Here is a 16192-nt window from a genome sequence, read left to right as displayed (position 1 = left end):
TCTTATAATACAGCTATTACTTCTATTTCAACTTTAACGTCTTTTGGTAATCTAGCAACTTCTACACAAGCTCTTGCTGGTTTATTTTCTCCAAAATACTCAGCATAAACTTCGTTTATAGCCCCAAATTCATTCATATCTTTTATAAATACTGTAGTTTTAACTACATTTGAAAAATCAGCTCCACTTTCAGCTAATATTGCTTTAAGATTTTTTAGAGATTGAGCAGTTTGAGCTTGTACATCTCCTTCAACTACTTCCATAGTTTCTGGCACAAGTGGAACTTGTCCAGATACAAATAATAAGTTTCCAGCTTTTATAGCTTGAGAATATGGTCCTAACGCTGCTGGTGCATCATTAGTATGTAATACTTCATGTTTCATATTAAAATCCTCCTAATTGGTTAATCTACTATACATAAAATGTATCTTCATACACTATTATACTATTTTTCTTGTATATTATATACACTTTTATTATAATTCTATAATTTTAAAACCTTTTTCTTCTATTGCGTTCTTTATTTTTGCTATATGGTCATAATCTATTGTTTCTAATATAAATTCCGCACTTTGTTTTCCTAGAGCTTCACCTGCTGATAATTTACCTTGATTAGCACTTAAAATATTTCCACCATTCTCACTTATTATTCTAGTTAATTCAGCAAAGTTTCCTGGCTTATCTTCCATAATTGTACTAAATGAATATCTTCTTCCTTCTTTAGCTAGAGCAACACCTATTATTCTATATAATGTATTTATATCTATATTACCACCAGATATTATACACACTACGTTTTCATCTTTTGCTGGTGCATATTTACCACTTAATATTGCAGCTGTACACACAGCCCCTGCACCTTCTGAAACTATCTTTTGACTTTCCATCATAAATAATATTGATTCAGCTATTTCTATTTCTTCAACTACTACTATTTCATCAACTAATTCATTTATTATTTCAAAAGTTAAGTCTCCAGGAGTTTTAACAGCTATACCATCAGCTATTGTACTATCATTAAATGCTGTTGTTACTTTTCCGTTTTTAATTGACTCTTTCATTGAAGGTATATTTGCAGTTTGAACACCAACTATTTTTACATTAGGATTTAATGCCTTTGCTGCAACAGCAACACCAGATATTATTCCTCCACCACCAACTGGGCATAGTATAGTATCAACCTTATTATTTAATTGTTCGAAAATTTCAAGAGATATAGTTCCTTGCCCTGCTATAACATATTTATCATTGAATGGATGTAAGAAAGTTGCTCCTGTTTCTTTTTGTATTTCAACAGCTTTTGCATATGCATCATCATAAACTGCACCATTTAAAACTACTTCTGCTCCATAACCTTTAGTTGCACTAACTTTTGCCAATGGTGCCGTTGCTGGCATTACTATTGTAGATTTTATACCAGTCATTTTTGCGCCTAATGCGACACCTTGTGCATGATTTCCTGCACTTGAAGCTATTACTCCACTTGCTTTTTCTTCATCGGTTAAACTTGCTATTTTATTACAAGCTCCTCTTAATTTAAAAGACCCTGTTTTTTGAAGGTTTTCACATTTATAGAAAACATTCGCTCCTGTTTTTTCGCTAAGTTTAACGCTTTCAAGTAAATCAGTTTTTTTAACTATGTCTTTAATGGTCTCTCTAGCTTCTTTCACATCTGTTAAGGTAACATTTATCATTTTATTCCACTCCCGTAAATCCAATTTTTATTTATTACTTTCTATATAATTCTATATCTTTTTTTTTTAAAAATCAACATGTAAACGATTTTTATAATTTTTTAATTAATCACAAAAAAACTAAAAATACAACAATTGAATACAATAAACATATCTATTCAATTAAGTTAGATTACGCTAAATGATAATACTAAAATAATTTTTACATTTTTATTAAAATAACAGTTTATTCTTTATTATTTTTATTAAAATTTATATTTATATTATTTTACTTAATTAAAAATTGTTTTTTTATTCTCTTTAATAACATTAATATTACCACATCTAACCTAAAATATTTTTATAAACAACATTAAATAAAAAAAGTTTTATTTTATACATTTTCATAATAATAAAACTGTACCTTTTACAACAAATATAACAAAAAAAATAAAATACAAGTTAAATTAGAGTTTTATTTTATATAGTAATCATTTTTTATTAAAAGGTATTTTATCTTTTAACATACATTTTATAAAGCTAAATAGAGTTATTATTTTAATTTTATACTTTACTTTTTCTATAAACCTATTATAATTAAAGTATAATCATTTTAGGAACTTGTTTATTTTATTATAAAAATGTGAAACTTATTACATAAGGAGGAATTAAACATGAAAAATAATACTTATAAAGAAATCAAAAACATATATGGAAAAATAAGTCCTTTTGAATTTAAGGACAAATTAATAGATATTGCGAAACATACTGCAAATGAAAATCATAGAGAACTGCTTGATGCAGGTCGTGGAAATCCAAATTGGACTTGTTCAACTGCTAGAGAAGCTTTTTTCACTTTTGGTCATTTTGCGATTACTGAAACACGTTCTAATTGGGATTTAGGACATTTAGCTGGTATGCCTCAAAAAAAGGGCATTAAGGAAAGATTCTTTAAATATATAAATGAAAATATAGATATGCCTGGAGCATACTTAGCTAGAGATATTATAAATTTTGGTATAAATGAACTTGGATTTGATGGCGATGAATTTGTTCATGAACTAGCTGACGGGATTATTGGTGATAATTATCCACTTCCAGATAGAATGTTGCCTCATATGGAAAAAATAGTGCATGATTATTTAGTTCAAGAAATGAAATATGATATATCAGGTAAATATGGTGATGTAGAAATATTCGCTGTTGAAGGTGCTACAGCTGCTATGTGTTATATATTTGATTCATTAATGGCAAATGAACTTCTAAAAAAAGGCGATACAGTAGCTTTAATGACTCCTATATTTACACCTTATCTTGAGATACCTAATCTTCCTCGCTATGATTTTAAAGTTGTAAACATAAACGCAAATGCAGTTGATGAAAAAGGTGCTCATACATGGCAGTATACTAAAAAAGAATTAGAAAAGCTTCGTGACAATTCTATTAAGGCTTTATTTGTTGTTAATCCTAACAACCCTGCATCTATAGCTATGGATGAGACATCTTGTAATAATCTAATAGATGTAATTGAAAATTATAATAAGGATTTAATGATAATATCAGATGATGTATATGGGACTTTTGTAGAAGATTTCTCATCATTAATGTCAAAACTTCCTTATAACACTGTTGGAGTTTATTCTTATTCAAAATATTTTGGAGTTACAGGATGGAGACTTGGTACATTCGCTCTTCATAAAAAGAATGTTTTTGATAAAAAAATAAATGATTTAACTGGAGAATTGAAGAAATCAGTAGATAAGCGTTACAGTGATATGAGTCTTAATCCTTCTAGTCTTTCATTTATGGAAAGAGTTGTTGCTGATAGTAGACTTGTTGCTCTTAATCATACTGCTGGTCTTTCAACTCCACAACAAGTTCAAATGTCATTTTTCTCTGCCTTTGCATTAATTGATAAAGTTGATGCTTACAAAAAACTTAATATGAGTATATGTCATAGACGTCAAAAACTATTGTTTGAAGCTTTAGAGCTTCCAGTTAATAAAAGTAAAAATAATGCTGCATATTATACTCAATTTGATATTGAAGAATGGGCTAAAATAAACTATGGAGAAGATTTATTCAAATTTATAAGTAAGAATGCCTCTCCAGTAGATATACTTTATAGATTGGCTAATGATTATTCAGTAGTCTTACTTAGTGGAAATGGATTCTATGGACCTGAATGGTCAATTAGAATATCTTTAGCAAATCTATATGATGAAGCCTACACTAAAATAGGGAAAGCAATAAGAGAAATATTGAATAGCTATATTGCTGAATGGGAAAAAACAAAAAAATAATCCTATTACACTGAAATGTCTAAATTATGTGAATAAAAGGATTTATATAGACCTAAATAATTTTTTTTGATATAATCCTATCGGAATTATAAATTTTATTTGTGAAAGGCAGAGAATATTATGAGTATTAAGAAAAAAGTTGCCATAGTCTTTACTGGTGGAACTATATCTATGACAGTAGATGATAAAGTAGGTGCTGCTATACCAACTTTATCTGGGGAACAAATATTATCTATGGTCACTAATATTGATAAAGTTGCAGATGTTGAAGTTTTTAATTTTGATGAAATTCCAGGACCTCACATAACACCTTGTAGAATGATGGAATTAAAAAATTATGTAAATGATTTATTAGCAAGAAAAGATATCACAGGAGTTGTAATAACACATGGTACTGATAGTTTAGAAGAAACTGCTTATTTTCTAGACCTTACAATTGATAATATTAAGCCTGTAATAGTTACAGGTGCTATGAGAAGTAGCTCTGAACTTGGCTATGATGGTTCAAGCAATTTATCTGCATCAGTTTGTACTGCCGTATCTAAAGATGCTATGGGTAAAGGAGTTCTTGTAGTTTTAAACAACGAAGTGCTATTGGCTTCTGAAGCTACTAAAACAAATACACTTTCTTTAAATACATTTAAATCTTTAACTAGTGGTCCATTGGGAATAATCGACTGTAACGAACTTGTTCTTACGAGAGATATTGTAAATAGAACCATTATAGATACTGATAAAGTAGAATCTAAAGTTGCACTATTTAAAGCATATGTTGGAGAAGATGCAGATTTTATAAGATTTGCTGTTGATAGTGGATATAAAGGTATAGTTATTGAAGCTATGGGTAGAGGCAATATTCCTCCTCTAATGCTTTCTGGTGTTGAATATGCAAGGGAAAAAGGACTTCCTGTTGTTATAGTTTCTAGATGCCATTCAGGTAGAGTATTTGATAGTTATGGTTACTTTGGTTCTGGTAGAGACTTAAAAAATATAGGATGTATATTTGGTGGAGACCTTCCAGGTCAAAAAGCTAGAATAAAACTTATTTTAGCTCTTGGAAAGACTAATAATATTGATGAAATCAAAGACTTCTTTGAAAAAGGAATCTATTGTTAATTATATTATAGAGTTTAGAATTTAAAATAAATTATATCATAGAGTTTAAAATAAAACGTCCCCCTACTGCAATCTTTTACTTATATTGCAATAAGGGGATTTTATTTTATAGTTCTCTTTTTTTATTTATTCCACAACTTTTTTATTTCACAACTATATTAACTAATTTCTTAGGAACTGCAACAACTTTAACTATAGTTTTATCTTCAACTAGAGCTTTAATTTTTTCATCTTCTAAAGCCACTTTTTCCATATCTTCTTTAGATATATTTGAACTAACAGTTAACTTTCCTCTAACCTTTCCATTAACTTGTACAACAACTTCTATTTCATCTTTTACTAAAGCTTTTTCATCATATTTAGGCCAGTCTATATCAAATACACTTCCTTCTTGACCTATCATAGTCCATAATTCTTCACCTAAATGAGGTGCAAATGGTGAAATTATAGTTACGATTGTTTGTACACCTTCTTTTATAACTGCTTCATTGATATTATCTAGCTCCTTATATTTGTACATATCATTTATTAATTCCATAAGAGCTGATATAGCAGTGTTAAATCCAAATTTCTCACTTAAATCTACAGTAACTTTTTTAAGTGTAGAATGTATAGTATATCTCATATCTTTATCTTGAGAACTTAACTCACCAAACTCAACATCTTTTTTGAAGACATCTGCTAACTCATCAACTAATCTATATACTCTATTTAAGAATCTAAAGCATCCATCAACACCTTGTTCTGACCAGTCTAAATCTCTTTCTGGTGGTGCTGCAAATAATACGAAAAGTCTTGCAGTATCTGCTCCATATTCATCAATTATATCCATAGGAGATACTGTATTTCCTTTAGACTTACTCATTTTAGAACCATCCATAAGAACCATACCTTGAGTAAGTAAGTTTTTAAATGGTTCATCAAAGTCTACCATGCCCATACTCTTAAATGCTTTTACAAACCATCTAGCATAAAGTAAATGCATTATAGCATGCTCTACTCCACCTATATATTGGTCTACTGGATGCCATCTGTTAACTAAATCTTTACTAAATGGTTCATCTTCATTTTTATTGTCTACATATCTTAAGAAATACCAAGAAGAATCAACAAATGTATCCATAGTGTCAACTTCTCTTCTCGCTGGTTTTCCACAGTGAGGACAAGTTGCTGACATAAACTGTTTTGAAGTAGTAAGTGGAGACTCACCTTTTCCAGTAAATTCAACATCTGTTGGTAAAAGAACTGGTAAATCTTCTTTCTTAACTGGAACTATTCCACACTCATCACAATAAACTACAGGTATAGGACAACCCCAATATCTTTGTCTTGAAACTAACCAGTCTCTTAATCTATAATTAATTGTTCTTTTTCCTCTACCTTCTTTTTCTAATTTATTTATTATTCCTTCAAATCCTTCTGAAGCATCTAATCCATCAAATTCTTCTGAATTTATCATTTTATTATCTTCTGTAATTACATCTATTATATCTAGATTATATTTTTCAGCAAAATCTCTGTCTCTTTCATCATGTGCAGGAACTGCCATTATAGCACCTGTTCCATATTCAACTAATACATAGTTTGCTATCCATAGAGGAACTTTTTTTCCATTTAAAGGATTTATAACATATCTACCTATAAACATACCTTCTTTTTCTACATCAGCTGCTGTTCTCTCTATTTCTGTCATAGTGTGCATTTTTTGAACAAAAGCTTCAACATCTGCTTCATACTCAGTACCAGCAACCAATTCTTTAACTAGTTCATGTTCTGGAGCAAGTACCATATAAGTAACTCCATAAGTTGTATCTGGTCTAGTTGTAAATACTGTCATAGATTTGTCAGTTCCATCTATATCAAATACTAAATCTGCTCCTGTACTTTTTCCTATCCAGTTTCTTTGCATTATTTTAACTTTTTCTGGCCATCCATCTAATGTATCTAAATCATTAAGTAATTCTTCTGCAAATTCAGTAGTTTTAAAATACCATTGTTCTAAGTCTTTCTTTAATACTGTTGATTTACATCTTTCACATGCTCCTTGAACAACTTGTTCATTTGCAAGAACAGTCTCACAAGAAGGACACCAGTTAACATAAGATTTTTTCTTATATGCAAGTCCATGTTCTAAAAATTTCAAAAATATTTCTTGAGTAAATCTATAGTATTCTGGAGTTGAAGTTGCTACTTCTTTATCCCAATCATAGCTAAGCCCTAATAAATTTAATTGTTCTTTCATTTCTTCTATATTTTCCATTGTCCATTTATGTGGATGTATTCCATGTTTTATAGCTGCATTTTCAGCTGGTAAACCAAAAGAATCCCATCCCATCGGATGAAGTACATTATAACCTTCCATTTTTTTGAATCTTGCGACAACATCGCCTATAGAATAATTTCTAACATGTCCCATGTGTATCTTTCCAGATGGATAAGGGAACATTTCTAATGTGTAATAATTAGGTTTTTCAGTTTGTGCTGTATCCATTTTGTATTGGTCATTATCTTTCCAAATTTTTTGCCATTTCGATTCTACTTGTTTAAAATTATATACGCTCATATTTTGCCTCCTGTTTTTAGTTGTGTTCAACTACTTTGTTTAATATTATTTACTTATAATTTCCAAATAATTCTTTGAAAATAAAAAATCCTCGTCACTAAACTTGCGTTTAGGGACGAGGATAAATCTTCGCGGTACCACCCTAATTAGCCTACTTTTATAGACTCTCTTAGATAGCTTTTAATCCAGCCATGGAGAATAGGTTTTAATCTAGTAAGTTCAAAGTTATATAATATTAGTTCTCACCTTCCACTAACTCTCTGAAAAAATATAATCTTTTACTGCTCTAGTCTATTCAATTCAATTCAATTCAATTTTTGAAATTTTCTAACTATAATAACATATATTATCATGTTTATGCTAATGTGTCAATATCTATATAAGGTGCATCTTTCCATAATTTTTCTAAATTATAAAATCCTCTATTTTCCTCATTAAATACGTGAACCATTATATCCCCATAGTCAAGAAGTACCCAAGTTTGAGTTCCTTGTCCTTCTTTTCCTCTTGGTTCTAATCCTAGTTTTGCTAATTCATCTTCAACATTATCAGCTATAGCTTTTACTTGTCTTTGAGAAGATGCTGTAGTAATAACAAAATAATCACATAAACTAGAAACTTTTCCTATATTTATTATAACTGTATCTTGACCCAGCTTATCTTCTATGGCATCATATGCTATTTTTGTCATTTGTTCCACTGTCATATAAAATTTCCTCACTTTCCTAATTTAAATACACTTAGTTATTCTAACATATTAATACGATTTTGTAACATAGTCAACTTTAATTTTATTAATATGTTTGCCTTTATATAAGATTTTTATAATAACTTTTCTTTAATTAGGTAGTTTCTTGCCATAACAGTTCTTGGATGTATTTCTTCTTTTTTATTAATAACAAACATTAAAGTATTATTAAATGAAGTTAAAAGTGCTTCGTCAAGCTTACCTTCATAGGCTAATTCTCTCAATGTATCTACAACTGGAAATTTTCTTCCTTCTTCAATTAAATCTGCTATGTAAATTATTTTTTCTAAAAGAGACATATCTTCTCTTCCTGTTGTATGGTATTTAATTGCATTTATAATATCTTCATCTTCTATACCAAACTCATATTCACATATGTATGACCCTATCACACTATGTGATAGAGAGCGGTTTCCATCTTCTATTGGGTCTAAGTATATTTCATACTTATTAACATAATCCTCTACTTCTTTATCACTTAAGTATTTCGCACAATCATGAATCATCCCCGCTATATAGGCTTTTTCTTTGTCACATCCATAAATTTCACACAATTTTACAGCACATTCTGCAACATTTTTTGAATGACTAAGCCTTCCTACTGGTAGCATTTGATTTAATCTCTGGTTAATATTCTCTAAGTTCATTTAATCATCTCCATATTGATATAGTTTATTTTCATACAAATAATTTTCTACATTTTCGGGTACTAAGTAACGTATAGACTTTCCTTCATTTAGCTGTTCCCTTATATATGTGGATGATATATCCAATGATGGAACGTAAACTGTTATAATGTCAGCATTATATTTTTTAGTCAGTTTCTCTATAGTTTCTTGTGACCTTAATAAGCTAATACCGGGTCTAGTTGCAGCTATAAAAGTAGCTAACTCAAAGTTTTTCTTTACATCTTTCCACTCTTCAACACTACAAATAGCATCTGCCCCTGTTATAAAGTAAATATCAGCATTTTTGTATTTTTTCTTTAAATATTTTAATGTATCGATTGTATAAGTCCTTTTATTTCTTTCGATTTCTACTTTTGAAACTAAAAAATCTTCATTGCTTTCAGTTGCTAGAAGTGTCATATTGTATCTATCATACTTATTTGTAGTGATACCTAGTTTATGTGGTGGATTTCCTGATGGTATAAAGATAATTTTGTCAATCTCATACTTATCTCTAATAAACTCTGCTGTTGCTAAATGAGCATAGTGTATAGGGTCAAAAGTACCTCCTAATATACCTATTTTGATTTTGCCTTTATGGCGATTAAATTTCTCTAGTTTTTCAGTATTTTTCAATTCTGCCTTCTGAACTAGATTTTTACTTCTCATATTTTGTCTCCTTTTAATGTTATAATACTATTGTACCATTATTTTTTATTTCTTAAAGCTTATAAATTATTTTTTTTGGTATATAATCATATTTATATGGTAAAAAACACTTTAAAAAATAATTATTTAACATAGTTTCACTTAACTTTTTAATAAAAATAACTTTTTATTATTTTGTCTTAATTTAGATTAAATATAACGTATAATTATAAGTTTTTTATTAAATTTTATTAGTTACTTTTGTTAATATAATTACATATAAAAAAGGAGAAATTATGAGTATAATTACAAAAATAGAACAACAAAAAAGAAATGATGATAGAGTAAATATTTATGTAGATGATAAATTTTTTATTGCTATATTTAAAGAACTTGTTTATACATTTAATTTAAAAAAAGGAAATGAAGTAAATGAAGAGGAATTAAAATCCATTTTAGATGATGAGATGTATATAAAAGCTAAAAATAAAGCATTAAATATTTTGTCTCGTGCTGACCAGTCTGAAAAAAAAATGAAAGAAAAACTATCAGCAGATTTTGAAGAGGATACAATTGATAGAGTTATAGATTTTCTTAAAAATTATAATCTGGTAAATGACAATATATTGGCTCAGAAAATAGTTAATACCAGTGTTAATTTAAACAAATGTGGCAAAAACAGAATTAAACAAAATTTATATAATAAAGGTATTGAAAGAAGTGCAATTGATGAAGCAGTATCAGAATTAGACAAAGATACTGAATTTGAAAATGCCATGTATCTAGCAAAAAAAAGATATGAAAGGGTAAAAAAAGAAGATAAAAAGAAAATATATCAAAAAATTTCTCAACATCTTTCCTATAAAGGCTTTGATTATGATATTATTAAAAGAGTTTTAAATAAACTTTTAAATTTTGATGAATCTGATATATAAGTATATTTTTAAATATACTAAGGAGGTAAATTATGAAACTAATTATTGGTGGTTTAAGCTTTTTATTAGGATTATATAATATATATCAATTATATAGAGAAGATAGTATGAGATAAGTATTATTTTATTAAAATATAATACTTATTATGGAGGGAAAATCAAATGAAAAGTCAAGAAAGATTTAAAATTTTAGACGTTGATGTTTATCTACAACCATTTGAGTCTGACATAAAAAAAAGGATGAAACACTATGAAGATGTAAAAGCAAAAATATTAACTAGCTGTGAAGATTTTAATTCTTTTGCAAATGGTCATCTTTATTATGGATTCCATCAAACAAATGATGGATGGTTTTATAGAGAGTGGGCTCCAAATGCAGATAGTTTATCATTAATTGGTGACTTTAATAATTGGAATAGAAAATCCCATCCTCTAAAAAAAATAGATTCTGGTAATTGGGAAATTTTTATACCTGATAAAAACAGCTTACCTCATAAATCTGAGGTAAAGGTACAAGTCACTACAAATGGGGAAACATTTGACCGCATACCATTATACATAAAGAGGGTAATCCAAAAGGATTCTGGTAGCTTTAATGGGCAGATATGGCAACCAAAAACTCCATTTAATTGGACTGATAATGAATTTGATTTAAAAAACATAACTTTCCCTTTAATCTACGAATGTCATATAGGTATGGCTACTGAAAAAGAATCTATTGGAACTTATAATGAATTTACTGAAAATATACTTCCTAGGATAAAGAAAGCTGGATACAATACTATTCAACTTATGGCTATCATGGAACATCCATATTATGCTTCTTTTGGATACCAAGTTTCAAACTTTTATGCAATTTCATCTAGATTTGGTACTCCTGAAGACTTAAAAAACCTTATAAATACAGCTCATTCAATGGGAATTGCTGTTTTATTAGACTTAGTTCACTCTCATGCTGTAAAAAATACTTTAGAGGGAATAAATGAATTTGATGGAAGTGAACATCAATTTTTTCATTCAGGTTCAAAAGGTAATCACCCTGCTTGGGGAACAAAACTCTTTAACTATGGTAAGCCTGAGGTAATTCATTTTTTACTTTCAAATATAAAATTTTGGCTAAATGAGTATCATTTTGATGGTTTTAGATTTGATGGCGTAACCTCAATGCTATATCATAACCACGGTCTTGGAGTTTCATTTGACAGTTATAAAAAGTATTTCAGTGCAAACACGGATATGGAAGCTATAACATATCTTCAATTTGCAAATGAATTAATAAAAGAAATCAAACCTAATTCAATAAGCATTGCAGAAGATATGAGTGGAATGCCTGGAATGTGTATACCTATAAGAGATGGTGGAATTGGCTTTGACTATAGATTAGCAATGGGAGTACCTGATTTTTGGATAAAAACTATCTCAAAATCTTCTGATGAAAATTGGGATTTAGGCAAAATGTGGTACGAGCTTACTACTAGACGTCCTGGTGAAAAAAACATTGGATATTGTGAATCTCATGACCAAGCATTAGTTGGTGATAAGACAATTATATTTTGGTTAGCAGATAAAGAAATGTATTGGAATATGGAAATAAACTCAAATAATCATATTATTGATAGAGCCATGTCTCTAAACAAATTAATTAAATTAGCAACATTTTCTCTAGCTGGTGAAGGATACCTAAATTTTATGGGAAATGAATTTGGACACCCTGAGTGGATTGACTTTCCACGTGAAGGAAACAATTGGAGTTATAAATATGCTAGAAGACAATGGAGTCTTTCAGAAAATGATAACTTAAAATATAAACAACTATTGAACTTTGATAAATCTATGCTTGAACTTACAAAATACAGTGATATTTTTGCACAGAATAGTTATGAACTTATACATATAGATAATGATAAAAAACTTTTAGTATACAGTAAGGGTAAATATTTATTTATATTTAATTTCCATCCTAATCTGATGCAATCAGTAGACATATCAAAATTCCAAGACAAAAAATACAAGACAGTATTAAGTACTGATATGATAGAGTTTGGAGGAAAAACAAGACCAGAAAACTTAATAGACTACGATATCTATTTTACTTCTACTCCTCCATCTTCTAAAATACCTATTGCATCTCTCACAGCAATAGTATTTTTAAATAATATTATCTAGATATAAATAACTACTAAAAGCCAAATAACAATTTTGATTTTAATACAAAATGTTATTTGGCTGATTTATTTTCTTGCTAATTAATTATTTTTTATATCTGACATTATAACTTCCAACTTTTAATTTGTGGAATTATATTCATCTTAACAGTCTGTGCCTTTAGAGCATTTCTAAATTTTTCAGTAGATGTATTTTTAAACATTTTACTAGAAGCACTTTTAAGATTTTCTATAGAATCCCAGTGTTGTATCATAATCCATTTTTGAGTTTTTTCATCATATAAAAGCTCAGTATCAATAAAGCCCGATTGAACAGAGTGAAAATTTATTTCTAAATCATTTACAATCTCTACAAATGCATCTTTTGATAAATGCTCTTCCACATTAAATTCTACTATTTCTGTAATAATTTTCATATACAAACCCTCCTATTTATCTTTCTTACATCATAACAAGAAGTAAATTAAAGGTATTGTAAAAAATCGACAATATAATTATAAATAGTTGTATGTTGTGTTTTCTTTAATAGTTTTATTCTCTTTAATAAATTTAATTGGCGATACTCCTGAAAACTGTTTAAATTCTTTAATAAAATGAGCTTGGTCATAATATTCATTTTCATAAATTAAGTCAAGAAAGTTATTATTTTTAGAGCTATAAATAAGCTGATTACTTACCATTTTAAATCTATATATTTTCCTTAGTATTTTAGGTGTATACCCAGTATATTTTAAACAAGCTCTTTCTAAAGTTTTAATATTTATGTTCATCTCATCACAAAACAATTTTATAGTGCTATATTGATTATTGTATATAAATAAATCTAGGAGATTTATCATCTTATTTATAACCAAATTTTCATCTAATACAGATACTAATATTTTTTCTAAATGTAAAACTATATCTTCTATTGATAATATTTGATTTAATGTACTTTCCAATTTCCCAACAAAACCTTTTGATACTTGTTTTAAGTCAACAAGTTGACCCTTAAACTCTGAAATTGGTATCTTTAAAAATGGATAGAGCCCAAATGGATAAAAAGAAATACCCATCACACGTATATTTCCACGTTGAATAACAAATCCATGCTTATCTCTCATTCCATTAAAATGTATATTACTTGCATTATAATTTTGATTTTCAATCTTATATTCCATAACATCAGAAAGATTAATGATAATATCTATACTGTCTGTAGGTAATAACTTATTATTTAGCAATATATTTGATTTTGTTTCAAGATACCAAATAAACTTTACCCAGGGTTTTAAACGAACATTTCTAACTGCATACCTTGTAACTGATAACATTGTAATTAACCTCTATCCTAAATTTTTTTATCATTATATACTTTATCTTTATATTATACAATATAATTTATCCTATCAAAAACTTAATCTATTCCATATCTATCTTATACATTTTTTTAATGCTTTAGAAATAGGAAGTGCTATTATAAGACCTATTAACACCTGCATTAAATTGCCTGGTATTGAAGTAAGTGGAATTATAAAATTACCATAAAGTATAACCTCTGTTACATAATATCCAAACAACATCCAAATTGATGAAACTACTACTCCTATTACATTAATCAAAAAATTTTCTCCATTCTTGCCATTTGCCCATACAATCTTTCCAAGTAAATACCCCATAATACCTCTAACTATAAATGTAAATGGAGCCCATAGAGTCCACCCAGATATCAAATCAAAAAGAGCCATCCCAATAGCACCTGATAACGCACCTTTTTTACTTCCAAATACTATTGCTGATATAAATAACATTGCTGTTCCTAAATGTACAAGACCTCCATTTATAGATATTGGCAATCTTATATTTATAAACTTGGTTGCAACAAATACTAACGCTATTAATAGTGAAGTTTCTACCAAATCTTTTGTTGTAAATTTCTGTTTAGCTGTAGCTTCCATGCCACATCCTCCTTTTATATTGTGACTAAAAATAATATTTATTAAATAAATCTACTAAACTTCCATTTGTATTAAATTCTAATGCTTTTAAACTTTTATCCAATACATTTAATATGTGAACTATTTTATCAAGACTAGCATTTTCCCCCATATGACCTATTCTCAAAATAGCATCCATATATTGATTTAATGATGTTGCAACAAGTGTATTGTAATTTTTAAGCATATAATCAGTAAGTTTTAATGCTCCTATACTTTCAGGTATTTTTATTGCTGTCACTGTATTAGAATATCCTTCTTCTAAAAACAATTCTAAACCATATTCTTCAACAGCTTGTCTTACACTAGAAGCTATTTTCTCATGTCTACTTAATACCTTTTCCACACCCTCTTCTAGTATATTGTCTAAGGCTCTATCAAGACCCATTATGTCACTTATTGGCATTGTATAAGGGAAATATTTTTTTTCGTAATATCCTTCCCATATACTTAAATTACAATAAAAACCTACTATGTCTGTTTTTCTATTTTTTATACAATTTTTTGCATCTTGACTTATACCAACTATAGTAAGACCCGCAGGTGCAGAAATAGCTTTTTGAGAACCGCCTAATATTACATCTATTTTAGATTCATCTACATTTAACCTTTCACCCACCATACCTGCCACAGAATCCACTACAGTTAAGATTCCATATTCCTTCAATAGCGGACATATCTCACTTACATCATTTAATACACCTGTTGGAGTATCACAATGAACCACTGTTGCATATTTAAAGTTATTATCCTTTTCTAAAAACTTTCTTAACTCATCAACATCTATACTTTTTGTATATTGACTTGAAAAAAGCACATACTCTCCACCATACATTTTTACAAAGTCTTTAAATCCTTCTCCATATATACCATTGTCAATTACAAGAACTCTATCACCCTTCTCTGTCAGTGAAGCACAAGCTGCTTCAAGTCCCAATATTCCTTCACCACTTAATATGTAAATATCATTCTTTGTACCAACTATATTTCCAAACTTTTCACATGTCTTCTTATAAAACTCAACAAAATCAACATCTATATCTGGGTTAGTTGTTTTCTCTGCTCTTATTAACCTTACATTTTCTCTAGTTTCTGTTGGTCCTGGTGCATAATTAATTTTATTATTCATATATATCAGCTCCTTTTTATTTTCTATACGATTATTATACAAAATTTTCATTTTTCATGGTACAATTTTATATTTTTTTAGAATTGTACCAATACATTTTTTTCTGATAACAATCTTCTGAACATTAAACATACTATCACTTACAACTTAAATTGATAAGTTATATTAATAAGAATTTTATAACAGTAAAAACAACAAAATACAGGACATATGAACATTTAAGCCACTTGCCCTGTATTTGTATATTATTAACCTATTTAACTCTATT

Annotated in this window: 14 protein-coding genes; 4 read left to right on the top strand and 10 right to left on the bottom strand. The window is 28.5% G+C overall.

The window, feature by feature from the left end:
- Window positions 1-2: 2 nt before the first annotated feature.
- Both IC214_RS11305 and ilvA read right to left on the bottom strand, forming a co-directional pair.
- Complete coding sequence (locus IC214_RS11305) at window positions 3-383, bottom strand: RidA family protein (protein WP_227432527.1); 381 nt, start codon at window positions 381-383, stop codon at window positions 3-5.
- A gap of 93 nt (window positions 384-476) precedes the next feature.
- Complete coding sequence (gene ilvA / locus IC214_RS11300) at window positions 477-1694, bottom strand: threonine ammonia-lyase (protein ID WP_227432526.1); 1218 nt, start codon at window positions 1692-1694, stop codon at window positions 477-479.
- Between the two features lie 653 nt (window positions 1695-2347).
- Between ilvA and aspD the strand changes: the two genes are divergently transcribed.
- Together aspD and IC214_RS11290 are read left to right on the top strand one after the other, a co-directional pair.
- Complete coding sequence (gene aspD / locus IC214_RS11295; protein ID WP_227432525.1) at window positions 2348-3976, top strand: aspartate 4-decarboxylase; 1629 nt, start codon at window positions 2348-2350, stop codon at window positions 3974-3976.
- Between the two features lie 120 nt (window positions 3977-4096).
- Window positions 4097-5092: an asparaginase gene (locus IC214_RS11290; protein ID WP_227432524.1), complete on the top strand. Its 996-nt coding sequence runs from the start codon at window positions 4097-4099 to the stop codon at window positions 5090-5092.
- A 142-nt stretch (window positions 5093-5234) separates the two neighbouring features.
- Here the strand turns inward: IC214_RS11290 and leuS are convergent, their stop codons facing one another.
- From leuS to nadD, 4 genes are all read right to left on the bottom strand, one after another.
- On the bottom strand, window positions 5235-7655 hold the full coding sequence (gene leuS, locus IC214_RS11285; RefSeq protein ID WP_227432523.1) for a leucine--tRNA ligase: 2421 nt from the start codon (window positions 7653-7655) through the stop codon (window positions 5235-5237).
- A 355-nt stretch (window positions 7656-8010) separates the two neighbouring features.
- Window positions 8011-8361: a ribosome silencing factor gene (rsfS, locus tag IC214_RS11280; RefSeq protein WP_227432522.1), complete on the bottom strand. Its 351-nt coding sequence runs from the start codon at window positions 8359-8361 to the stop codon at window positions 8011-8013.
- 116 nt (window positions 8362-8477) lie between these two features.
- Entirely contained in the window at window positions 8478-9050 is a 573-nt protein-coding gene (gene yqeK, locus IC214_RS11275) for a bis(5'-nucleosyl)-tetraphosphatase (symmetrical) YqeK (RefSeq protein WP_227432521.1), read from the bottom strand.
- On the bottom strand, window positions 9051-9740 hold the full coding sequence (nadD, locus tag IC214_RS11270) for a nicotinate-nucleotide adenylyltransferase (RefSeq protein WP_227432520.1): 690 nt from the start codon (window positions 9738-9740) through the stop codon (window positions 9051-9053).
- Between the two features lie 275 nt (window positions 9741-10015).
- Here nadD and recX point away from each other — a divergent pair, with 275 nt between their 5' ends.
- Both recX and IC214_RS11260 read left to right on the top strand, forming a co-directional pair.
- Window positions 10016-10654 (top strand): recombination regulator RecX, encoded by a 639-nt coding sequence (recX, locus tag IC214_RS11265; protein WP_227866667.1) that lies wholly within the window; start codon window positions 10016-10018, stop codon window positions 10652-10654.
- A gap of 162 nt (window positions 10655-10816) precedes the next feature.
- The gene (locus tag IC214_RS11260) at window positions 10817-12820 is read left to right on the top strand and encodes an alpha-amylase family glycosyl hydrolase (protein ID WP_227482865.1); all 2004 of its coding nucleotides are present in this window, start codon (window positions 10817-10819) and stop codon (window positions 12818-12820) included.
- Between the two features lie 103 nt (window positions 12821-12923).
- On the opposite strand, the gene IC214_RS11255 is transcribed toward IC214_RS11260, so the two are convergent.
- The 4 genes from IC214_RS11255 to IC214_RS11240 all read right to left on the bottom strand — a co-directional run bounded on the left by IC214_RS11255 (window position 12924) and on the right by IC214_RS11240 (window position 15924).
- Complete coding sequence (locus tag IC214_RS11255) at window positions 12924-13235, bottom strand: antibiotic biosynthesis monooxygenase (RefSeq protein WP_227824191.1); 312 nt, start codon at window positions 13233-13235, stop codon at window positions 12924-12926.
- 78 nt (window positions 13236-13313) lie between these two features.
- Entirely contained in the window at window positions 13314-14132 is an 819-nt protein-coding gene (locus IC214_RS11250) for a helix-turn-helix domain-containing protein (protein ID WP_227866666.1), read from the bottom strand.
- Window positions 14133-14231: 99 nt separating this feature from the next.
- Window positions 14232-14756, bottom strand: a complete 525-nt coding sequence (locus tag IC214_RS11245; RefSeq protein ID WP_227432515.1) for an ECF transporter S component — start codon at window positions 14754-14756, stop codon at window positions 14232-14234.
- 25 nt (window positions 14757-14781) lie between these two features.
- On the bottom strand, window positions 14782-15924 hold the full coding sequence (locus IC214_RS11240; RefSeq protein ID WP_227432514.1) for a pyridoxal-phosphate-dependent aminotransferase family protein: 1143 nt from the start codon (window positions 15922-15924) through the stop codon (window positions 14782-14784).
- Window positions 15925-16192: the final 268 nt, after the last annotated feature.

Source organism: Clostridioides sp. ES-S-0190-01 (genome assembly GCF_020658275.1).
In the GTDB taxonomy this organism is placed as follows: domain Bacteria; phylum Bacillota; class Clostridia; order Peptostreptococcales; family Peptostreptococcaceae; genus Clostridioides.
The sequence above is the reverse complement of the archived record's forward strand: the minus strand, read 5'-3'. Positions and strand labels throughout refer to the sequence as shown.